The following is a 21054-nucleotide window of genomic DNA, read 5'->3' as shown; positions in this document are numbered from 1 at the left end:
CTGACCTTAAAGGGTTAAGTTTGTAGCAAGGGAGTATAAAGTTAATACTTTTTACTCCCTTGCTATTTTAGTGTTACTACCTAATAATGAATTAAGCGTTATTTCTTATTCAGCTAAAAGAGCAACTAAAACATGCTTCATTTACCCACATTAATTAGCCTCTGTTTTATTCTTAACTTGTTTATTGCAGTGTTCTTTTTTTCTGTGTATTCATATAAAAAACAACCTAGCTTTTTATTTTTTGCTACTGCCTGCTGCTCGTTTATAACCGCTATTGCCCTAATTGGTTTGAGAGGGGTGATTGACTATCCACTTTTAACTTACTTTTTTGCTTACCTGTTTATTATTTTAACCCCACTCCTGCTTATTTTAGGGTTAATACCACAAAGTACGGTGCCTGCAGTAAAGCTAACGCCTTTATATTATGCCTGTGCTATATGTTGCACATTGCTACTTGCTGTGTATCTCATTGATGCGGGGCAAATTATTACCAGTATCATTACTGCCGTACTATTTAGCTACGCGGCCTATTTAATGATCAGAACCCCCAGTGTTGCTAAAGTACAGCAACGACTACTAATTGCCTGCTTTTCACTACACAGTGTAGTAATGCTGTTGCAAGTTGTACTCCTTGTTTTACCCTACTTTAGCCAAATTAGTCAGGCGAACTTAGCCGCGGGGTTACAACTATTATTGGTCTCGCATTTATTTTTAACCACAGCCAGTGCGTTAATTCTGCCGTTTATTGCTTTTGCCAATGAAGAATCAAAACTAATAAACTTAGCGAATCACGATCCGCTTACACAATTATTAAACAGGCGAGGCTTTTTCCGCCTATGTAAAAAAATAACCCACACTGCACCGCTTAACAGCAGAGTGTCGTTAATTATGCTCGATATCGATCTTTTTAAACAAGTGAACGACCAATATGGCCATGAAACTGGCGACGAAGCAATAAAGTGGATTGCACAACATATTAACGAATTGTTTTTTGAAGCAGGCATTACCGCTCGAATTGGCGGAGAAGAGTTTGCTATTTTCCTTAACCAAAAAAACCTTACTCAAGCAAGGCAGTTAGCCCAAAAGCTATGCAGAAGTATTGATCAATATCCCTTTTATTTTAACGGTAATAGTATTGCACTGTCTGTTAGTGCTGGAGTAAGTAGCGCACTTATTCGCGATTTAAATATGCAAGAGCTGCTATTGCAAGCTGATAAACGCCTTTACCTTGCTAAAGAAACGGGCCGAAATAAAGTTGTTACTCATGATGAAAAAAGCGCGCTCATGAATAGCCCCTCTGCCATTATTTAATTTAGCAATAAAAAAAGCGGGGTCAAACCTGACCCCGCTTTATAATCAAACCAATTAATTTTATTACTTACTGATCCAAGGCGTTACTTTAACTACCTCGTTTATATCAGCCAATACTTTGGTGTCGTTTTGCCAGCTGTCTGTTACTTCAAAATAACATACTGATTCTTCGCATGTTATGCGCTCATCATCAAATTGTTTAGGCGCATTAAAAGTAACAACCACCCCTTTTTGCTCAGGCAGTAAAAACCACATTAGTTTGCTAACAAAAAAGCCCGACAAGTCTGTTAAAAGCGCTTCAAGCTCATTATTAATGGTTAATAATGATTGCTTTGAAAAGGTTAGCCCTTCTAGCTCGTTGGCCTCTATTTGAAGCTTTAACTGACAATCATGAATCGGATTTTTAGGCTGAACCACAATAACCGCTTTGTCAGTATCAAGCTGCTTATCATACGGTAATAACAGTTGCGCTTTGTCAGTGTAATTAAGCGGGTACTCATTTTTTTCAGTTAAAATAGTCCCGCTTTTGATACTACATACTTCGTTAGTACCAATATCGCTAATATAAAAGTTTACGCGGGCGTACTGAAAATCGCCTTTGTTTACTACTTTTAAACGGTCGTAAAAACCGTCATACGACATAACAAACTCTTTAGCATAGGTGTTATTTGCCGCTATTGCTAAAAAGCAGGTCGCTATAGTCGTAACTAATTTTAATACTGGTTTATTCATCAAAGTACGCTCGGTTTTGATTGATCATCGTATTTAGCTCTTCAATATACGCTTCACCACGCTCTGAGTAGGACATCAGCCCAAGGGTTAGCTTAGTCGCCTTAATTGGCTTTTGCTGTGCGCGTAAATCTTCACGTATACTGCGTAATTGTTTATAGGCATTATGCGTATTAATATTTCTAAAATATGACGTTACAGCAGCGCGAACCGATTTAAATGCAGCCACTTCATGCTCGGCTTCATTATTACGTCTTCTTGGCACCATGCCACAGCCTTTTTTGTAGCACCATTGGCCAAAAAAGTTTAAGCCTATTCGGGCAAAGCGTGAGGTACCCCATGCCGACTCATTAGCAGCTTGCATTAGGGCAAGTTCTTTAGGAATAATATCTACACGGCGCAGCGCTTGAGTTAGTGTAAGCGTGTCTAAGGTTTCAGGTAAGCGGTATAATTTAAGTATTTTTTTAATATCGCTCGCTTGTTTTTTACTTAACGGCTCGTCGTGTTCTAGCATCATGCGCGCAATTTCAATGTTTGCACGTTGCTGTAAAATCTTTTTGTTTTCGGCTTCTACATGGGGCTTAATGAAGTTAAAAAACGCATGTTTTTTCTCTTTTACATCGGTGTATTCTGAGAATTTTGGCAACTTAACATTATGCAATGGTTTTTCTTTTTTCTTCTCTTTTTTTATGTCGTTAGAGCTGGTTTGCTCGTCTGATACTAGTTCATCAGCATCAATAAACGGAAGGGTCAACGCCCAAATAACAACGGCGGCTAACAACAACTGAAAAATAGTTTTTAACATGTATTATCTCAATTAAACTCTAAGTTATGTATGGTGTAGTCACATACATACGAACACTCATTATACCTAAGCCACTTTATAAACGCGAATACCGAACAACTGAATAAAATTCATACGCCTATTGTGAGTTATTTATAATATACTAAGCGTTAAAGTCGTAGATATAGAGATAGGTTGTGACATGGATAAACAGTGGCAAAATAGAATAATTGAACAATATAAGCACCGCCCAAACGATAACCGCTCTCCTTGGCAAATAGACCGCTCTCGAATTATTCATGCTGCAGCATTTAGACGCCTTCAAGCCAAAACTCAAATAATGGGTATTGGTTTAAATGACTTTTATCGCACACGTCTTACCCATTCTTTAGAAGTATCGCAAATAGGCACGGGCATATTACGTCACTTAAAAGCCCAGCACCCTCGTTTTGAACATTTTCCGTCAACAGGATTACTCGAAACCTTATGTTTAGCGCACGACATCGGCCATCCGCCCTTTGGGCACGGTGGAGAAATTGCACTTAACTACATGATGCGTGATCATGGTGGGTTTGAAGGTAACGCACAAACGCTACGAATAGTCGCCAAACTAGAGCCTTATAGTAATGGCTATGGCATGAACTTAACAAGGCGCACATTATTAGGGTTTATAAAGTACCCTGGTTTTATCGATCAGTTGTGGTACAACATTCCCAAAGTGGATAAACAACGCGCGTTTATAAAAGCCGACGACTGGCGACCTGCTAAAGGTATTTACAATGACGATGCACCTATATTTAATTGGATCATTGAACCACTGAGTCAAAACGATAAAGCATTATTAACCAGCCAAAATATTGTAGATTCATACCGAGCTAAAACACGCTATAAATCTCTCGATAGTGCCATTATGGAACTGGCTGATGACATTGCCTATGCCGTTCACGATCTTGAAGATGCCATAGCCACCGATGTGTTAAGCCTAGACGATTGGTTAACCCATGCATTGCCGCACTTACAAGCACTCAACTATGATTGGTTAAATACGCTACTTAAATCACTTACAGAGCGATTATTTTCAAAACACGAACATGAGCGTAAAGATGCCATTGGTGAATTAGTGAATACCTTTATTATTCATATTCATTTAGACTTACAAAACGATGCCTTTGAATGCCCTATTTTAAAGCACACCGCTAAATTAGATCAGCAATACGAAAGCGTATTACAAATACTTAAGCATTTTGTGTTTCAACGCTTGATACGCGACCCTCAAATGCAGCAAATAGAATTTAAAGGGCAGAACCTGCTTATTGAGCTGTTTACCGCATTTGCCAGCGATCCAATGCGGTTATTACCCGAAACCACGCAAGCACTTTACCTAGAAGCCGAAAAGCACCATCAAGGCATGCGAATTATTTGTGACTACTTAAGCGGTATGAGCGACGAATACGCTTATAAAACTTATCAACGGTTGTTCTCTCCCATACAATAAAGTAGTGAGCCTAAAAAAGCCGAGTCACTTAAGTAACTCGGCTTTTCGTTAGCTTATAAAGTCACATTAAAGTGATTTAATGCCCATGTTGTATAGCGTAAAACCGTACATGTCGGCATAAAGGTCAATAATTTTACTTGTTGGCGTACCCGCACCGTGGCCTGCATTGGTTTCAATACGAATAAGCGTTGGATTAGTGCCCGCTTGGTTCGCTTGAAGCTCTGCTGCAAATTTAAATGAATGCGACGGTACAACGCGGTCATCATGATCGCCTGTAGTGATCATAGTCGCCGGATATTCAACCCCTGCTTTTACATTATGAATTGGCGAGTAGCCTTTTAAGTAATCAAACATTTCTTTACTTTGGTCGCTAGTACCGTAATCGTATGCCCAGCCAGCGCCCGCTGTAAAAGTATGATAACGCAGCATATCCAGTACACCTACCGCAGGTAGCGCCACTTGAAATAAGTCAGGTCGCTGGGTCATTACGGCACCGACTAATAACCCGCCGTTTGAACCACCTCGCAGTGCTAGGCGCTTTTTAGAGGTGTATTTTTTATCTTGTAAGTATTGTGCGGCGGCAATAAAGTCGTCAAATACGTTTTGCTTTTGCAATTGCGTACCCGCTTTATGCCACTCTTTACCATACTCACCGCCACCACGAATGTTTGCCACTGCGTATACGCCGCCTTGCTCAAGCCAAGCCGCTGTTGTAGAGCTAAAGCGAGGTGTTAAGCTTATATTAAAGCCACCATAGCCATATAAAATAGTTGGGTTGCTACCGTCTAATTTAATATCACTTTTGTAAGTAATAATCATCGGTACTTTAGTGCCATCTTTAGAGGTATAAAATACTTGCTCAGAGGTGTAGTTGTCGCTATTAAAATCAATCCCTGACTTACGATATACTTTAGACTCACCACTTTGTACGTCAAAACTGTAAGTCGTGCCAGGTGTTTTGTAGTTAGTAAATGAGTAATAAAGCGTAGTTTGCTCTTTTTTACCGCCAAAGCCACTCGCTGTACCAACACCTGGTAAGCTAATTTCGCGGATCAATTCGCCTTTTTTGTTGTACTGTTTCACTTTAGAAATAGCATCAACCATGTAGTTGGCAAAAAACGTATTTCCGCCAAGCGTTACATTAAGTACGTTTTCGGTTTCTGGAATAAAGTCTTGCCAGTTTTCAGGTTGCGGGTTGCTTGCATCAACCGTCACTACTTTTTTATTCGGAGCATTTAAGTTAGTAACCAAAAATAGCTTGCTGCCTTCGTTATCAATCACACTGGTATCAGAGTCCGTATTACCCACTACGGTAACAAACTCGCTATCTGGCTTAGTTAAATCTTTAATAAATAACTTATTGCCTGAGGTCGATACGCTAGCACTAATAAACAAATAACGGCCATCTTTGGTCGCTTTAGCGCCTACATAACGGTGTTTTTGCTCAGCGGTATCGCCAAATACTAGCGTATCCTCGCTTTGGGCTTGACCTAATTTATGGTAGTACACTTTATGTTGATCAGTTTTTGCAGAAAGCTCACTGCCTTCTGGTTTGTCGTAGCTTGAATAATAAAAACCATCATTTGCCAACCAACTCACGCCACTAAATTTAACATCAACCAGTGCTTGCTCTACTTGCTCTTTGGTTTCGGTGTCTATAACAATGATTTTACGCCAATCACTGCCACCTTCCGATATTTGGTATGCTAACAATGAGCCATCTTCTGAAAATGATAAGCCCGACATTGAAGTGGTACCATCTTCACTAAAGGTATTAGGATCTAAGAAAATCTCAGCCTCGCCCCCGTCTTTACTGCGGTATAAAACGTACTGATTTTGCAGGCCATCATTTTTGTAAAAATAGGTGTAATCACCTTCGGTGAACGGCGCGCTGATTTTTTCGTAGTTCATTAACTTTTCAAGGCGCTGCTTTAACGTATCTCTGTACGGTATTTGCTCTAAATATGAAAAGGTTAGGTTATTTTGTGTTTTAACCCATTGAGCCGTTTCATCACTCATATCATCTTCTAACCAACGATACGGATCAGCCACATTTTCACCAAAGTAAGTGTCAACCACTGTGCCTTTTTTAGTTTCAGGGTAATCTAGAGAGTTAACTGCTTTCATTGCTGTTTTTACTTCATTTTGAGTGGTGTTTTCTGCAGGTTGTGAACAACCCGCAAGTGCGATTACAACCGCACAGGTCAGTGTTTTTTTTAGCATTGTTATTTTATTCCCTTGTTGATAATCACTCTAAGTTATTAACTTTTACTGCTTTTGTCTATTAAGATGCGGTAAACGTCATTTATCGCTGTTAACCTGCGCTTAGTTACGCTTAAATACATTAATGAACAACGTTTAAACACCAATAGGCTAAGTAATGACAGAAATCCAATCCTTTACAAGCTTTAAACGCTTTTACCCTTATTACTTAAAAGAGCATCGTAATCAAACCTGCCGTAGATTGCATTTTATAGGCAGTAGCTTAGTACTGTTACTGGCAGGCTATGCGTTTTTTAGCTCACAACTTATGTTGTTATGGTTATTACCAGTGATTGGTTATGGCTTTGCGTGGGTTGGGCATTTCTTTTTTGAAAAAAACCGCCCTGCTACATTTAAGCACCCGTTATATAGTTTATGGGGCGATTGGGTAATGTTTAAAGATATGCTCACAGGTAAAATTAAATGGTAAATGGCGACTTACGCTACAGGCTACTCAAATAGTCCACCTGCCGCTGTAAATAAATTGTAGATTGAATGTAATTCAATTGACCTTGGTTGTAAAAATGGTCTACCTTGACAACAGAAATTTCAATTAGTTCATTAATAATTGAATTACCTGTAGAGCATTGAATGAGGGAAACTAATCATGCAACTAAAACAGCTATTTACAGCAAAAAAAACCATTACACTCAGTGTTGCCGCTGCACTACTTGGCTCGTGGTCGGTAAATGCCGCACAGCAAGACACACAAGCAGAAGAAAATATTGAACAAATTAGTGTAATTGGCTCTCGCCGACTCGGCCGCACAGTTGAAGACAGCCCAGTTCCGATTGATATCATTAGCGGTGATGCCCTAAAAAGTTCAGGGCAAACTGAAACCAATGCACTACTGAGCACTTTATTACCAAGCTTTAATTTCCCTCAGCCATCAATCACCGATGGCAGCGACCATGTGCGCCCAGCTCAACTGCGTGGCTTAGCACCTGATCACACCTTAGTGCTCGTAAATGGTAAACGTCGCCATAGTAATGCACTGCTTAATTTAAATGGTTCAACCGGTCGTGGGTCATCATCGGTTGATTTAAACGCTATTCCAGCCAATGCCATTGAGCGAATAGAAGTATTGCGCGATGGTGCCGCTGCGCAATATGGCTCAGACGCCATTGCCGGTGTGATTAATATTGTCCTTAAAAGTAATAGCAGTGGCGGCAGCCTAGGTGCTGTATATGGAGCAAACATCACCGAAATGCAGGGTGTGCCTCAACTAGAATCCGTTTCTGAAGATGCCAATGGCAACTTAGCCTTTAATGAAGGCAGCGACCGTTCGCTGACCGACGGCCAAACCTTAACCCTGCAAGGTAATATGGGGTTTGAATTGGGCGATAACGGCTTTTTAAGTATTTCTACTGAATATCGCGACCGTAGCTCAACGAATCGCTCTGATTATGACCAGCGCGAAAATTACGCCCGCCTACCTGATGGCTCTCTTGATCCGCGTGAGTTCACATGGGATCGTTACAATCATAACTTTGGCAATGGCACCGTTGAAGACTTCGCGCTGTTTTATAATGCCGGTTATCAATTAACTAACGATGCAGAGCTCTACTCGTTTGGCTCTTACAGCAAGCGTGAAGGCGAAGGCGGAGGTTTTTATCGTCGCGCACAAGACAGCCGTAACGTAACAGAAATTTATCCTGATGGCTTTTTACCGGTGATCACCTCAGATATTGACGATTTTTCATTAGCACTTGGCGTAAAAGGTTTTGCTAATGAATGGAATTACGACGCTTCTGCTGTATACGGCAAAGATGCCTTTAACTTTGGTGTTATTGATAGCTTAAACACCTCATATGGACCTAGCAGTCAAACCAGTTTTGATGCCGGTACACTTACCTACGATCAGCTGACTATTAATCTTGATTTTAGCCGCGAGATTGATGCAGACTTTTTAGCTAGCGGAATTAACGTCGCAGTGGGCGCTGAGTATCGTCGTGAAGGCTACGAAATTCAGGCAGGCGAAGAAGCCTCATACGCACAAGGCACTTTTGGCCCTGGTGGCGCAGTAACCGACCCAGTTAATGGCCCATTTGGCTCTGCAGGTTCGCAAGTATTCCCAGGTTTCACACCTGAGTCTGCGGGTGATAACAGCCGCCATAATGTTAGCCTTTACATTGATTTAGAAGCCTTTATTACAGATAACTGGAACGTTGCCGTCGCTGCGCGTTACGAAGACTACTCTGATTTTGGCGATACGCTTAATGGTAAAATTGCCACCCGTTATACGCTAACAGAAGATTTAGCATTACGCGGCTCTGTATCAACCGGCTTTAGAGCGCCCTCTCTGCAACAGCAATATTTTACTTCAGTGGCCACCGTGTTTGTTGATGGTATTCCAACACAAACAGGGACGTTTGCCCCAAGTAGTGATGTAGCCGTTGCATTGGGATCACCGGGCTTAGATGCAGAAGAAGCCACCAACTACGGGGTAGGTTTTACCTGGTCAACCGACTTTAATTTCAGCTTATCTGTGGATTATTACCAAATATTAATTGATGACCGTATTGTGTTATCAAATAACCTGTCGGGTGCAGGTGTAGCAAGCTTACTTGAGGGCACTGGAGCTAACCAAGGGCGGTTTTTCTTAAACGCGATTGATAGCAAAACCCGTGGCGTTGATGTGGTTGCCTCTTACAACCTAATGACCGATAACTACGGTGATGTAGCGTTTAATTTAGGCTATAACTACGGCAAAAACGAAGTGACTAATATTATTGCCCCACCCGCTGAGCTACAAAGCGTAGGTGTTGAACAAGATAATTTGTTCTCGGGTAATGAACTGCGTCGTTTTGAAGTAAGTACCCCGCGTAATAAATACAACCTAAGCGCTACATGGACACTAAACGAATGGCGTACCACACTTCGCAGCACTCGCTATGGTGAAACACAAGACCCATCAGAAATTCCAGAGCGTAACGAAGTGCTCAAGCCAAAGTGGATCACCGACTTAGATGTTGCCTATGCACTTAATAACAACATTACTCTGAGCTTAGGCGCTAATAATGTGTTTGATGTATACCCAGATCCAACGCGTGATTTAGTGAGCGATATAACTACCTTCTCACGTTTGTTCTCGTATTCGGGCTTTTCGCCATTTGGTTTTAATGGCCGTTATGTTTATGGCAAAGTTGAAATGAAATTTTAAGCTGCAGCTTATAACAAAAAGCCACACTGTTTAGTGTGGCTTTTTAATAGATTAGGGTCTGTTGATCTTTCAAGGTTAAATTTGCAGCAGTCTGTTTGGTATTTAGGCAAGGCAGAGCCTATGTGGTGTGGTTATTCCCCATAAATAGGCGATAACGCAGCATCAATGCCAAACAGGCGCTGCCCGAAGGGTTCTGCCTAGGGACGATTTACTCTTTGTTGATCGGTTTTTACTTAGCCCACTAGGTTACAAACCTCGCGCCGCGATTAAACCGCCCCTAGTTTGAACAAATTTTAATCCGCAAAGGTCAACAGACCCTAGAACCCGATTAGATTTTAGTTAACCAACCGTGTGTATCTTCACTTTTACCCCATTGAATATCGTTCAATGCTTGGCGTAAACGTGCTGTTGTTGGCCCTGGTTCACCATTACCCACTTTGTATTCTTTATCGTTATGGATAAACGTACCTACTGGTGTTAATACTGCAGCGGTTCCCGAAAGTGCTGCTTCAGTGCCTGGTTTTGCTGCACGCTCTAAAAGCTCAGTTACGGTAAAGTTACGCTCGCTTACCGTCATTCCTAAATCTTTCGCAATGGTTAAAATGCTGTTACGAGTAACACCATGTAAAAAGGTGCTGTCGAGTGCTTTAGTAATGATTTCGTTGCCATCAATTAATATAAAGTTGGCCGCGCCGGTTTCTTGCACATCGCCACCTGGGCAAAATAAAATTTGATCCGCTTTATATTTAGTGCGTGCTGCTGAAATTGGCCCTAATGCACTGGCGTAGTTACCACCACTTTTGATCATACCCATATGCGGGGCACAGCGCATGCCGTCTTCTTCTAATAAAACACGTAGCGCGGTAGCACCACCTGAAAAGTAGTCACCCACTGGCGATAATAACGTATAAAGCAATGAACTCATTGATGGTGCCGCCGCTTTACCAATGGCAGCTTCCGTACCAATGTGGGTTGGGCGAATATACATAGAACCAGGAGGAAGCGGCGTTTCATCGGCGTATTCACGAACAATATCGATGATCATTGTTTTTAGCATCTCGCCATCAACCGCTGGTAAGCTTAATAATTCAGAACTTTGCTGCATTCGTGCAATGTTTGCATCCATTCTAAAAATATTTACCGAACCATCTTCATGGCGAAAGGCTTTTAAACCTTCAAAACATGTACTTGAATAATGAAGAACGTGTGCACCTGCATGCAACTCAAGCTTATCGCAAGGAACAATTGAGCTTTCGCCCCACTGATTGTCAGAAAACTTAGCTTGAATCATCTGCGGCATAAACACAGTACCAAATGCGGCCATTTTTATTCTCTCTTGTGTGGTCTATTTTTCTCCATTGTATGACAACCCGCTACTATTTAACCATAGCAAAACAGGCTGTTTTTAAATTAATTAGACGAATTTTTTGCATGTACTGATGATTATTTAATCAAAAAAGCACTTACTAACTCTTTAATGCAATAATCAGCTAACAATTTAAGGTTAGCTGATTATTTAATGCATACATTATAGTAGCGGCTATTTTATTAACCTCTATTTAAATGAATAACGAAATATACGTTTTAACACCGAGGTATATTGGTGAAAAAAACCGCCGGTGTTGTATGCAATGCCCTGCTTTTGTAAAGCAGCTTGCACTTGTGGTGCTATTTCTTGGTAGCGTGACGATGGCAAGTCTGGAAATAAATGGTGTTCAATTTGAAAACTTAAATGCCCCGTTAAAATATGAAACCAACGCGCCCCTTTAATGTTTGACGACCCAAGCGCTTGGCGATAATACCACTGACCTTGGCTTTCGTTTTCACAATCTTGCTCGTAAAAGGTATGCGTTTGCTCGGTAAAATGGCCACAAAAAATAATGGTTGATGTCCATAAATTACGAATTAGGTTCGCCAATAAGTTACCGCTTAGCACCCATAAAAACAGAGGCCCCGCTAAAAGTGGAAACAGTACATAGTCTTTAATTAATTGGCGCGCCCCTTTACTAAAAAAGCGTTTTTTTAACGTACTATGCGCTACAGCCCCTTTGCGGTTTGGCTTCTTTTTACCTATAAACACACGCTCACCCGCCAGCTCATGGTACGACACGCCCCACTGAAATAGCACACTTAAATTTAAATAGGTAATAAACTGCCAAGTATTTTTTAAACGCCATTTAAAGTCATTACTTAATCTTAATAAGCCATAACCAAAATCGCGGTCTTTGCCAATAATATTAGTGTAAGTATGGTGCTCAAAATTGTGTACTCGGTTCCAACTTTGGCCGTCGCAGGCTATATCCCACTCGTATGTTTTTGAATTAAGCTGTTTGTCGTTCATCCAATCGTATTGACCATGCATTACATTGTGGCCAATTTCCATGTTGTCAAGAATTTTAGCCAAAGCCAGTAACAACACACCCGCCACCCACAATAAAGGCTGTACAAAACCAAGCATTAATAAAATGCGCCCACCTATTTCGCACAGTCGCTGCTTGCGGACAATAGAGCGTATATAATTAGCATCCTTTTGCCCTACTTTGGCAAGCGTCGACATTTTTATGCCATCTAAATCTTCGGCTAATTGTTGATAATTTATGGTTGTCATAGCTGTAACTCCAAATCACTGACCGCTTGGCTAACACACAGTTGAATTAACTGCTCGCCGTTATCTGATAACTCACCGGTTTTTAAATTGCGCACCACGCCCGTTTTTTTAATGCACTGGCATTGATGACAAATACCAATCCCACACCCTCGCTGCACAGGTAGTTTTTTTGCCTCAAACTGAGTTAACAACACCTCATTCGCTGCTACGTCGTGGTGATCATTATTAATTTTTACAGTAAATTGACTGTCATCATTTAAGCTTGGCAATGCAGGGCTAAAGGCTTCTTGGTAATAGGTTAAATGATGCTGGTTTGCAAAATGTGCAATTTTTTGCATAAACGCTGCTGGCCCACAGCAGTAAATATCAGGATTGTCATCGATGTTTATATGCGTAGTTAATTGCGGGCTCATATCGCGAGTGAGTAACAAGTAAGAAAAATGCGCATAACGCTCTGCTAATGCGGCAAGTTCTTCAACGCATTGGTGCTCATTAGCTTTTGCAAAATACAGTAATTTGATGGTGTGCTGAGTATTTGCTAATTGCTGGCTAAGCATTGCCAGCATAGGTGTAATACCCGAGCCACCAGCAACAAAGGTGCTGGCTTTATGCCAGCTTTTAAATACAAAGTCGCCACTTGGCGCAGAAATATTACACCACGACGGCGCCTTTAATGTGCTTTGCAACTGAGCTGTAAAACGTCCTTGCTCATTGGTTTTAATTAAAACTCGCAGCAATCCGGTTGCTTTGTATTGCGCGGGGCTGCAAGCAAGCGTAAATACACGGGTAAGCAAACGCCCGTTGAGCTCAAGCGTTAAACTAATATGCTGGCCCGCAATGTGGGCGCGCCACTGTTTATTGGGTTTAAGCGTTACACTTAAAAACTGACCACTCAACGCGTGTACATCAATAATTTGCGCACGAAAAAAGCCGGCTCGCCATGCAGGTTTAACGACCTGTATTAAAGGCTCTATGTAAGCGGCAAAGCTTTGATGGTGTAAAAACCATTTTGAAAATTGGTCTAATACCGAAGTTAGCATGGTTATTAATTCTCTACTTAAATCGACTACCCATCACTTTGTGTTAAGCGAATTCACGCAAACACATGTGCTGGGCTTTAAATATTTGAGCCTACACGTGTAAGCTCAACTTTCAGCGCACAAGTGTACGCTCGAATTTTTAAATTTCAACCCTAATAGAGTAATTATTCAATTTTTTTAAAGCGGTCTTGAATTCCTATACCCGTAAAGTTAGTTAAACACCTGAGGGACATAAACAAACTCATTAAGCTAAAAACCAACATTAAAGCGGTTAAATAGCGTGCAATTTCATTCATCCCAAATACTTAACACTGTGATTAATAGCGTGCTAAGGTAGTTAAAATTTAGTTAATTTTGGAAGCCATTATGAACAAAGTAACAACGCGTAAAAAATTTTCTACACTCGCCACAGCCAGTTTTGCATTGGCATTTTCGGCGCTTACCAGCCTTAGTGCTCATGCAGTTGATTTTAAAGAACTGGATAAATTAGCGCTTAATGTAAAACCGGTCACTGTTGCCCAAGGGGTTTCTATTCCCTGGGCTATTGAGGCTCTACCAAACGGTGATTTATTAATAACCGAGCGCAGTGGCACCTTATATTTATTGCGTAAAAATACCACCAGCTTAACTAAAATTTCTGGGCTACCTAAAATTGATGCCAACGGCCAAGGCGGCCTACTTGATTTAGAACTGCATCCTGATTTTGCTAATAATCAATGGCTGTATATCACTTACTCAAGCAGTGAAGGTGACGGCGCTGGCAGTAACACCGCACTTATGCGTGCAAAGCTAAGTAACGATCACAGCCAATTACGCGAGCCACAACAATTATACAAAGGCGAACATAATTCTAAAAAAGGCCAGCACTACGGCAGTCGTATTGTGTTTGATAACCAAAACTATGTGTATTTTTCGATTGGCGATCGCGGCTCACGAGATATTAACCCACAAGATTTAAGCCGCGATGGCGGTAAAATTTATCGTTTACACGACGATGGTAAAATTCCAACCGACAACCCATTTGTAAACCAAAAAGACGCAAAACCAGCGATTTGGTCATACGGGCATCGTAACCCACAAGGCATGTGGTTCGATGGTGAAAATAATGTATTTTGGGCACACGAACACGGCCCCCGTGGCGGCGATGAGCTTAATATGATTAAACCTAAAACTAACTACGGCTGGCCAGTGGTGAGTTACGGTATTAACTACAGCGGCACCTCGTTTACCGATTTAACCGAAAAATCAGGCATGCAAGCGCCCACATTGCAGTGGACACCGTCTATTGCCCCTTCAGACATGCTGCTCGTAAAAAGTGACAAATATCCTGAGCTTAAAGGAAAGTTTTTACTCGCTTCAATGAAATACGCGTTTATTAGCGTACTTGAAATAGCAGATGGCAATGTCGTTAAACAAAGTAAATTACTGGAAGGCATTGGCCGCATTCGCAGCCTAGCACAAGGTGATGATGGCACTATTTACTTAGGATTAGACGGCCAAGGCATTGTGCGCCTTGACCCACAGTAATCTTTTAATACGCTAATTACAGTAACAGCAAACTTTTTGCGCCTTCACTGCGTATTGTTACTGTAACTAGCTAATAAACAACGAGGGTGTTGATGTTTTCATTTTTAAAGCCAGATCCAATCAAAAAATTACGTAAAGAATACGACGCAAAATTAGAACAAGGCATGCAAGCGCAAAGAAAAGGCGATATAAAAAGCTATGCGATGTTAACTGACGAGGCTGAAAAAATTTGGAATGAAATAGAAGCGCTCGAAGCCAAAAAAGCCAAGTAAACATTAAACCTAATAAGTTTAAGCCTATCCCCCGCATTAACAGTGCGGGGTTTGTATTTCCCCGATTAAATAACTTCGATAAACATTTACCCAACTAAGTAAAATTAAATACACTTCTTATAAGTTCACTTTGCATTTCCCCCATCACGTTATTACAGCCCTATTGGTGCGACACTAAAAGCCATTTTATTTCTCGCATAATCAGTTGTTTACATTAAAGTTAATTAGTGGAATTATTAACCAATAATTACTTTCCTCTGTTTGAGGGATATCCACTTTTAGGTCACGGGGTATTTATGGAATTTAAGCAAGCACAAAAAGACATGGATCTCGCCTATTTTGGTGGCGCAACAGGTGTTTTTATTTCTGGGTTAGTTTGGTGTTTTGCTGGTTTAATTGCAGTACTGTATTCAACTAAAGCGAGTATGCTTACCCTGTTTATTGGTGGTATGTTTATACACCCGCTGGCTATGTTGCTATCAAAAGTACTTAAGCGCCCTGGACAACATGACTCCACAAACCCATTAGGCAAACTTGCTTTAGAAAGTACCGTTATTTTATTTGTTGGTTTTTTCCTCGCCTTCTATGTTTCTAAGCTGCATCTGCAATGGTTTTATCCAATAATGCTGTTGGCAATAGGTGTGCGTTATTTAATTTTTAATACTTTATATGGTGCAAAAGTTTATTGGCTTTTAGGTGCTGTGCTTATGCTAGCGGGAGTAGTTTGTATATTATTAAATGCTAACTTCGTCATTGGTGCTTTTGTTGGCGGCATAACAGAAGTTATATTTTCTATTGTGATCTTCAATAAATCAAAAGAGTCAGCAGTAAAAGCCTCGTAACGAATTGTTATCTAAAAGGAAAGTTACAGATAAAGATACTCTTAGCTTAACACTATGCATCATTAACTTTAACGTCTCCATTATTTAAAAAATAGAAGTACACTGTCAGCACAAATTTAACTTAAATTTTTGCTAACAGTCCACTAATTCTCAGGCTATTTATATTCTACCTTGGCGGTTAAGCGATTAAATAAACTAGGGAAAAACCGTTTTATAAACGGTGCCCAACCGCTTAACCCTTGGCCTATTACAACTTCGTCTTTTTTATTATAGATTGCGGTGAGCATTTTCGATGCGGCTACATTTACATTCATACCATTTTCTATTGAAGGCTCAGGTTTGTTTTGTGCCTCTCCTTGCCCGTTCAATGAATTATGGGCAATCGCTGTTTTAATTGAGCCAGGGCAAATAGTTAAGCAATGTATATTGTGCTGCGCGACTTCGGCGCGTAAGCAATCCATAAAGCCTACTACAGCGTATTTACTGCCTGAATAACCCGTTCTAAACTTAGAGCCCACTTTGCCTGCCACGCTACTAATAGCCACTACAGAACCACTTTTTCGCGCCACCATTGAAGGTAGCACTGCTTTAGTGAGGGCAATTAAACCAAAGTAATTTACTTCCATGAGTTGGCGGTACACTTTAAAGTCATTTTCTAAAAATAAACTACGCTGTGATACGCCACCATTATTTATTAAAATATCAATTGGGCCTAAGCTATCTATTTGCGCTGATACATCCTGCAGTACAGTTTCGGGCTTTGATAAATCAAGGGGTATTACCCGATGCCCTTGCCCTTTTAACTGTTCTTTTATCTCGTTGAGTTTATCAACGTTACGCGCTGATAAAATAACCTTCGCACCTTGCTCTGCAAATTGTTTTGCAAGCTCTTCACCAATACCTGATGATGCACCGGTGATCCACACTGTTTTATTATTATAATCCATGGTTTACCTTATAGTCTTTGACTGATTATGCTTTAGTTGGGCCCGCTATTTCATTAACTTGCTGTTCTAAATTTTTATAAAAACCCATTAAAAATAACAGCTCTGCGGTGACATACAAAGGGCCAATAATTAAACCCACTAAATCATCAACAAAGGCGGGCTTTTTGCCTTCAAAATAATGACCAATAAACTGTAACAGCCAGCCAAATACAAACACACCCACACCAATCGTCAGCCAAGATGTAAAGGGCATTGCGGCGATAGGCTGCGCTGCCACTAACAATAAAGTAAAAATGATGCCCATGATTAAACCTAGCGAAAAGCTCAGCATAAAATAGTAAACCACACTGGCAAGGACAAAAAGCTGCGCCCCATCGACATTAAAACTCCCTATGGGAATTTCAACACGCGCTAGTAAGCACAATGCCGCAAATACAATCAGTGGAATACCAAAAAAGTGAGTTAATACGTTACGCTTTGAACGATGATACAAGCCATACTGGCCAAGTTGTTGTTGTAGAGTTTTCATCGGTTGATCCCGTTGTTATTTTTATAAGCAAAGTTCACCTTATAAAAAAGTGCGCACAATAACAACAAATACCGATGGTTATAAATTAAAAGGCTAACTAATGGCTCTATAATTGGGTATTGATGTAAACTATTTGAAATAAATGTTTAACTGTTGGCCTTTGTAATATAAGGAAATCATCATGTTATTAAAAGCCCTAGCCATAGGCTTATTACTTGCTTTAGGCGAGATAATTAATGGCAACATTCGGGTGCGAGTTCTGCATCGATTATATGGGCAACGACGCGCTAAAACACTTAGTTTACTCTCAGGCATCGCCATTATTTTTGCTATAGCTTGGTTAGCCCTGCCATGGGTTGCCCCTACAAATTACCTAGATTGTTTTAAATTAGGCTTAATGTGGCTAATAATAATGCTTAGTTTAGATATTTTTGTTGGCCGGTATTTATTTAAATATAAGTGGCAGAGAATTCTTGATGACTTTAATCTCTTTAAAGGCAATTTGCTTAGTGTAGGCATGTTGTTACTTTTTATAAGCCCAAGCTTGGTTTTTTGGTTGCAGATGAAAGTTATGGTTTAGATCACTGCTCTAAAAGCGCAGCGTCTCTTTGCCCTCTTTGTGCATAATTCACTAAACCCTATTTGAACACAGAGAAGCGAATGAGGAGTAAATGAGTAGAAAAAATCTATTTATTTCAGATGCTTACTTTAAAAGCACAGCGTCTCTTCGCCCTCTTTGTAAATTGATCATAAAAAACAGTATGAACTGAGAGAATTGAATGAGAAGAAAATGAGAAGCCATAAAAAATATGCTTTAGATCACTGCTCTAAAAGCGCAGCGTCTCATTGCCCTCTTTGTGCATAATTCTTAAAATCTATTTAAAATCAGAAGTAAATGAGCTTGCAACGTGTCGTTATCTAAGCTAACGCGGTTACAAGCTTGCCTTTTTCATGCGTAGGTTGCATGGCCATTCGATCAGTGCCTTTTTCGTATTCTTGCTCCAGCATTTTTTGTAACTCTGCAAGCTGCTCTTTAATGGTGTCTATATCAGCACCTTGCTCTTGAAGTTTTTCTGCCAATGCTTCGATTGCTGCTTTTAACTCAACAATTTTTTCTTTATCAACTCCTAATCGTTGATAGATAAGCGCCTCTTGCGCATTTTCTAAAAAGCTTTTGTCATGTGGCTTAGCGCTTGCGATTTGCGTTTGTTCGCTATAGCTGGTTTTAGCTGTTGCCGCAGGGCCAGAAGTTGCCGCAACTTCGTCAGCTTTTGCCGGTTTATTTATTGTACTAACATAAGTACTATATTGATTTTTAAAGGTTATTGATGTCATCAGCTCAAATCCATTTTTGCGTTAAAGTATCTATCTTTAACTATTTTCACTTAGATACTTGTATGTGAATAACTACAGCAACTTTAATACCAACTTATATTTTTTCGCTTCGCTTTAAATCTTTATTTTAAATTAAGCCCATTTAGCTCATTACGCACCCATTGCTTATCGAGATATTGCTCTAAATTCAGCTGGGCAAATTTTAAAAAGCTGCGCGCAGCATGAGAAATATGCCTGTCTGTGCGCACTACAAAATACCAATGGCTGGCTAAGCAGGTGTCGGTTACATTGAGCACTTTAAAACTGTTATCGCCTTTTGGTAATACATGATGGGAAAGCACCGCAATCCCCATTCCCGAGGAAACTGCAACTCGTATGGCTTCGTTACTGGCCATTTGCACACTATCACTAAGGACTAAACCACGGCTTTGTAATTCGCTTTCAAAAAGCATACGCGTAGCAGAGCCTGGCTCTCTTAATAAAAATCGATATGGCATTAAATCAGCTAATGTTAATGCTTTTACATCGGCAAGCGGATGATCAAGCGGCACAATAAAGACCAAGGGGTTATGTAAAAAACGCGCGGCTTGGGCATGTTCAAGTGATGGTGGGTGGCTAAACACATAAATGTCGTCTTCTCCACGCTCAAAACGCGCTAACACTGCAGAGCGGTTGCCAATTTCCAATGGCAGCTCTACATGGGGATGGGCATTACTGTAAGGCCCAAGTAACTTAGGCAAAATATATTGTGCAGTGTTTACCATGGCAATTTTACAGCGCCCGCGCTCCCCGCCTTTAAGCTCGGCTAAATAGTCTTGGTAATCATCAAAGTGCCCAAACACTTGCTCACAAGTTCTAAATAATTGTAAGCCAGCCTCGGTAACCTGTAACTTTTGCTGTTGCATAACAATTAAAGGCTCATTAACGGCTTCTTGTAAGCGCTTAATTTGCAAAGAAACGGTAGGCTGGGTTAAATGCAATTGCCGAGCTGTTTCGCTAATGGAGCCGGTTTTAACTACACTCATAAAGACTTCGAGTAGCCTAAATGATAGTTGCCTTATGTTCATTACTCACCTCATAGATTTTTATCTATAAGATACTATCATTCATTTTATTATTTGCTATACAAAGATAGGTTTACAATAGCGCCGCTTAACAAATTGAGTAACTAATAACAAAAAGGAGAACAGTGTGCCTGATATCGTAGTGATGTTTTTTATTTTAGGATTAGTGGCGGGGATTTTACGTTCTGATTTAGCGATACCTAAAGCAACTTATGACACACTAAGTCTATTGTTAATGCTCACCATAGGGTTAAAAGGTGGCATGGTGCTGCATGGTAACTTAAGCTGGCAACTTCTTCCTGAAATGGCCTCGGTTATGTTACTCGGTGGTCTTATTCCCCTTACTCTTTACCCTATTTTAAAATATGTTGTTAGACTCAGTGTGGCCAATAGCGCCAGTATTGCTGCGCATTATGGCTCGGTAAGCGCAGGTACCTTTGCAGTTGCATTGGCTTATGCAGAGTCAGCTAAATTAGAGGTAGGTGCTGAGGTTACACTGTATTTAGTGATGCTCGAATTACCTGCCATTATTGTCGGTTTAATGCTGTATCGTAAACTCGACAAAAAACATAGCCAAAGTAATACACTGTCACTCAAAGCGCTTTGGCACGAAACACTTACTAACAAAAGCGTGATTTTGTTAGTTGGCGGTGTGATCATCGGAATGATGTATGGCACACAGCAAGGCAGTCAAGTAACCAGTCTTTTAACCAGTAGTTTTAAAGTAGTACTGGCATTGTTTTTACTTGAAATGGGTTTAGTGGCTGCGCAAACTCTGCGCCCATTTCCTTGGCAGCATTGGAGACTCGCTGCATTTGCTATCATTACTCCGCTATTTTTAGGTGCTATCGGCGTGGCTGTAGGCACACTATTAAAATTAGAATTAGGCTCGGTAGTGATACTCGGTAGCTTAGTGGCTAGTGCGTCTTATATTGCAGCCCCTGCGGCAATTAAAGCAGCCGTTCCCAAGGCTGATATTGGCCTAGCTATGCTCAGCTCTTTAGGGGTAACGTTTCCGTTTAATGTGATTGTTGGTATTGGTTTGTACCATAAGCTTGCGCTTGCCATGCACTAAAATAAACACCAATAAAAGCCCAACATGGGCTTTTATTTTTTAACTATGCCCCGCCATTACTACGTTATCAC

Annotated in this window: 19 protein-coding genes; 9 read left to right on the top strand and 10 right to left on the bottom strand. The window is 40.6% G+C overall.

Annotated features, from left to right (window positions below; genetic code table 11):
* Nucleotides 1–132 precede the first annotated feature (132 nt).
* Nucleotides 133–1311, top strand: coding sequence for a GGDEF domain-containing protein (locus BM380_RS01065; RefSeq protein WP_090492404.1), 1179 nt, complete (start codon nt 133–135; stop codon nt 1309–1311).
* A gap of 63 nt (nt 1312–1374) precedes the next feature.
* Here the strand turns inward: BM380_RS01065 and BM380_RS01060 are convergent, their stop codons facing one another.
* Together BM380_RS01060 and BM380_RS01055 are read right to left on the bottom strand one after the other, a co-directional pair.
* The gene (locus BM380_RS01060) at nt 1375–2043 is read right to left on the bottom strand and encodes a DUF2987 domain-containing protein (RefSeq protein ID WP_016900395.1); all 669 of its coding nucleotides are present in this window, start codon (nt 2041–2043) and stop codon (nt 1375–1377) included.
* Entirely contained in the window at nt 2036–2845 is an 810-nt protein-coding gene (locus BM380_RS01055; protein WP_090492402.1) for a glucosaminidase domain-containing protein, read from the bottom strand. Before BM380_RS01055 ends, BM380_RS01060 begins: the two co-directional genes overlap by 8 nt.
* Nucleotides 2846–3026: 181 nt before the next feature.
* Between BM380_RS01055 and BM380_RS01050 the strand changes: the two genes are divergently transcribed.
* Nucleotides 3027–4319 (top strand): anti-phage deoxyguanosine triphosphatase, encoded by a 1293-nt coding sequence (locus BM380_RS01050; protein WP_090492400.1) that lies wholly within the window; start codon nt 3027–3029, stop codon nt 4317–4319.
* Between the two features lie 66 nt (nt 4320–4385).
* Here the strand turns inward: BM380_RS01050 and BM380_RS01045 are convergent, their stop codons facing one another.
* Entirely contained in the window at nt 4386–6542 is a 2157-nt protein-coding gene (locus BM380_RS01045) for a prolyl oligopeptidase family serine peptidase (RefSeq protein WP_090492398.1), read from the bottom strand.
* A gap of 157 nt (nt 6543–6699) precedes the next feature.
* On the opposite strand from BM380_RS01045, the gene BM380_RS01040 reads away from it, so the two are divergent.
* Complete coding sequence (locus BM380_RS01040; RefSeq protein WP_090492397.1) at nt 6700–7011, top strand: Mpo1-like protein; 312 nt, start codon at nt 6700–6702, stop codon at nt 7009–7011.
* Nucleotides 7012–7188: 177 nt separating this feature from the next.
* Nucleotides 7189–9744 carry a TonB-dependent receptor plug domain-containing protein gene (locus BM380_RS01035; protein ID WP_090492395.1) on the top strand — a complete coding sequence of 852 codons (2556 nt, stop codon included), beginning with the start codon at nt 7189–7191 and terminating at the stop codon, nt 9742–9744.
* A gap of 328 nt (nt 9745–10072) precedes the next feature.
* Here BM380_RS01035 and BM380_RS01030 read toward each other — a convergent pair whose 3' ends face one another.
* The 3 genes from BM380_RS01030 to BM380_RS01020 all read right to left on the bottom strand — a co-directional run bounded on the left by BM380_RS01030 (nt 10073) and on the right by BM380_RS01020 (nt 13392).
* The gene (locus BM380_RS01030) at nt 10073–11074 is read right to left on the bottom strand and encodes a branched-chain amino acid aminotransferase (RefSeq protein WP_288369064.1); all 1002 of its coding nucleotides are present in this window, start codon (nt 11072–11074) and stop codon (nt 10073–10075) included.
* A 225-nt stretch (nt 11075–11299) separates the two neighbouring features.
* Entirely contained in the window at nt 11300–12352 is a 1053-nt protein-coding gene (locus tag BM380_RS01025; protein WP_024603114.1) for a fatty acid desaturase family protein, read from the bottom strand.
* Nucleotides 12349–13392 (bottom strand): flavin reductase family protein, encoded by a 1044-nt coding sequence (locus tag BM380_RS01020; protein ID WP_090492393.1) that lies wholly within the window; start codon nt 13390–13392, stop codon nt 12349–12351. The genes BM380_RS01025 and BM380_RS01020 overlap by 4 nt, the downstream gene beginning before the upstream one ends.
* A gap of 366 nt (nt 13393–13758) precedes the next feature.
* On the opposite strand from BM380_RS01020, the gene BM380_RS01015 reads away from it, so the two are divergent.
* The 3 genes from BM380_RS01015 (at nt 13759) to BM380_RS01005 (ending at nt 16033) form a co-directional block, all read left to right on the top strand.
* On the top strand, nt 13759–14919 hold the full coding sequence (locus tag BM380_RS01015) for a PQQ-dependent sugar dehydrogenase (protein WP_090492391.1): 1161 nt from the start codon (nt 13759–13761) through the stop codon (nt 14917–14919).
* A 92-nt stretch (nt 14920–15011) separates the two neighbouring features.
* Complete coding sequence (locus BM380_RS01010; RefSeq protein WP_010390276.1) at nt 15012–15191, top strand: DUF6435 family protein; 180 nt, start codon at nt 15012–15014, stop codon at nt 15189–15191.
* A gap of 227 nt (nt 15192–15418) precedes the next feature.
* On the top strand, nt 15419–16033 hold the full coding sequence (locus tag BM380_RS01005; RefSeq protein ID WP_254772041.1) for a DUF7010 family protein: 615 nt from the start codon (nt 15419–15421) through the stop codon (nt 16031–16033).
* A gap of 155 nt (nt 16034–16188) precedes the next feature.
* On the opposite strand, the gene BM380_RS01000 is transcribed toward BM380_RS01005, so the two are convergent.
* Nucleotides 16189–16980 (bottom strand): SDR family oxidoreductase, encoded by a 792-nt coding sequence (locus BM380_RS01000; RefSeq protein ID WP_090492387.1) that lies wholly within the window; start codon nt 16978–16980, stop codon nt 16189–16191.
* A gap of 25 nt (nt 16981–17005) precedes the next feature.
* On the bottom strand, nt 17006–17509 hold the full coding sequence (locus BM380_RS00995; protein WP_090492385.1) for an Mpo1 family 2-hydroxy fatty acid dioxygenase: 504 nt from the start codon (nt 17507–17509) through the stop codon (nt 17006–17008).
* A gap of 181 nt (nt 17510–17690) precedes the next feature.
* Between BM380_RS00995 and BM380_RS00990 the strand changes: the two genes are divergently transcribed.
* On the top strand, nt 17691–18089 hold the full coding sequence (locus BM380_RS00990) for a hypothetical protein (RefSeq protein ID WP_090492383.1): 399 nt from the start codon (nt 17691–17693) through the stop codon (nt 18087–18089).
* A 338-nt stretch (nt 18090–18427) separates the two neighbouring features.
* On the opposite strand, the gene BM380_RS00985 is transcribed toward BM380_RS00990, so the two are convergent.
* The gene (locus BM380_RS00985) at nt 18428–18844 is read right to left on the bottom strand and encodes a hypothetical protein (RefSeq protein WP_090492381.1); all 417 of its coding nucleotides are present in this window, start codon (nt 18842–18844) and stop codon (nt 18428–18430) included.
* 122 nt (nt 18845–18966) lie between these two features.
* Nucleotides 18967–19911 (bottom strand): LysR family transcriptional regulator, encoded by a 945-nt coding sequence (locus BM380_RS00980; protein WP_024603121.1) that lies wholly within the window; start codon nt 19909–19911, stop codon nt 18967–18969.
* Nucleotides 19912–20035: 124 nt separating this feature from the next.
* Here BM380_RS00980 and BM380_RS00975 point away from each other — a divergent pair, with 124 nt between their 5' ends.
* Entirely contained in the window at nt 20036–20983 is a 948-nt protein-coding gene (locus tag BM380_RS00975) for a sodium-dependent bicarbonate transport family permease (RefSeq protein ID WP_090492379.1), read from the top strand.
* Nucleotides 20984–21054 lie beyond the last annotated feature (71 nt).

The sequence above is a fragment of the Pseudoalteromonas sp. DSM 26666 genome, from assembly GCF_900116475.1.
Lineage (GTDB): Bacteria > Pseudomonadota > Gammaproteobacteria > Enterobacterales > Alteromonadaceae > Pseudoalteromonas > Pseudoalteromonas tetraodonis.
The sequence above is the reverse complement of the archived record's forward strand: the minus strand, read 5'-3'. Positions and strand labels throughout refer to the sequence as shown.

Bases quoted from the DNA above. Each gene is read 5' to 3' on its own strand.
- BM380_RS00985 (WP_090492381.1), bottom strand. From the start codon at position 18,844: ATGACATCAATAACCTTTAAAAATCAATATAGTACTTATGTTAGTACA.
- BM380_RS01055 (WP_090492402.1), bottom strand. From the start codon at position 2,845: ATGTTAAAAACTATTTTTCAGTTGTTGTTAGCCGCCGTTGTTATTTGG.
- BM380_RS01065 (WP_090492404.1), top strand. From the start codon at position 133: ATGCTTCATTTACCCACATTAATTAGCCTCTGTTTTATTCTTAACTTG.
- BM380_RS01040 (WP_090492397.1), top strand. From the start codon at position 6,700: ATGACAGAAATCCAATCCTTTACAAGCTTTAAACGCTTTTACCCTTAT.
- BM380_RS01050 (WP_090492400.1), top strand. From the start codon at position 3,027: ATGGATAAACAGTGGCAAAATAGAATAATTGAACAATATAAGCACCGC.
- BM380_RS01010 (WP_010390276.1), top strand. From the start codon at position 15,012: ATGTTTTCATTTTTAAAGCCAGATCCAATCAAAAAATTACGTAAAGAA.
- BM380_RS01045 (WP_090492398.1), bottom strand. From the start codon at position 6,542: ATGCTAAAAAAAACACTGACCTGTGCGGTTGTAATCGCACTTGCGGGT.
- BM380_RS00995 (WP_090492385.1), bottom strand. From the start codon at position 17,509: ATGAAAACTCTACAACAACAACTTGGCCAGTATGGCTTGTATCATCGT.
- BM380_RS00990 (WP_090492383.1), top strand. From the start codon at position 17,691: ATGTTATTAAAAGCCCTAGCCATAGGCTTATTACTTGCTTTAGGCGAG.
- BM380_RS01020 (WP_090492393.1), bottom strand. From the start codon at position 13,392: ATGCTAACTTCGGTATTAGACCAATTTTCAAAATGGTTTTTACACCAT.
- BM380_RS01060 (WP_016900395.1), bottom strand. From the start codon at position 2,043: ATGAATAAACCAGTATTAAAATTAGTTACGACTATAGCGACCTGCTTT.
- BM380_RS01035 (WP_090492395.1), top strand. From the start codon at position 7,189: ATGCAACTAAAACAGCTATTTACAGCAAAAAAAACCATTACACTCAGT.
- BM380_RS01025 (WP_024603114.1), bottom strand. From the start codon at position 12,352: ATGACAACCATAAATTATCAACAATTAGCCGAAGATTTAGATGGCATA.
- BM380_RS01000 (WP_090492387.1), bottom strand. From the start codon at position 16,980: ATGGATTATAATAATAAAACAGTGTGGATCACCGGTGCATCATCAGGT.
- BM380_RS00980 (WP_024603121.1), bottom strand. From the start codon at position 19,911: ATGAACATAAGGCAACTATCATTTAGGCTACTCGAAGTCTTTATGAGT.
- BM380_RS01015 (WP_090492391.1), top strand. From the start codon at position 13,759: ATGAACAAAGTAACAACGCGTAAAAAATTTTCTACACTCGCCACAGCC.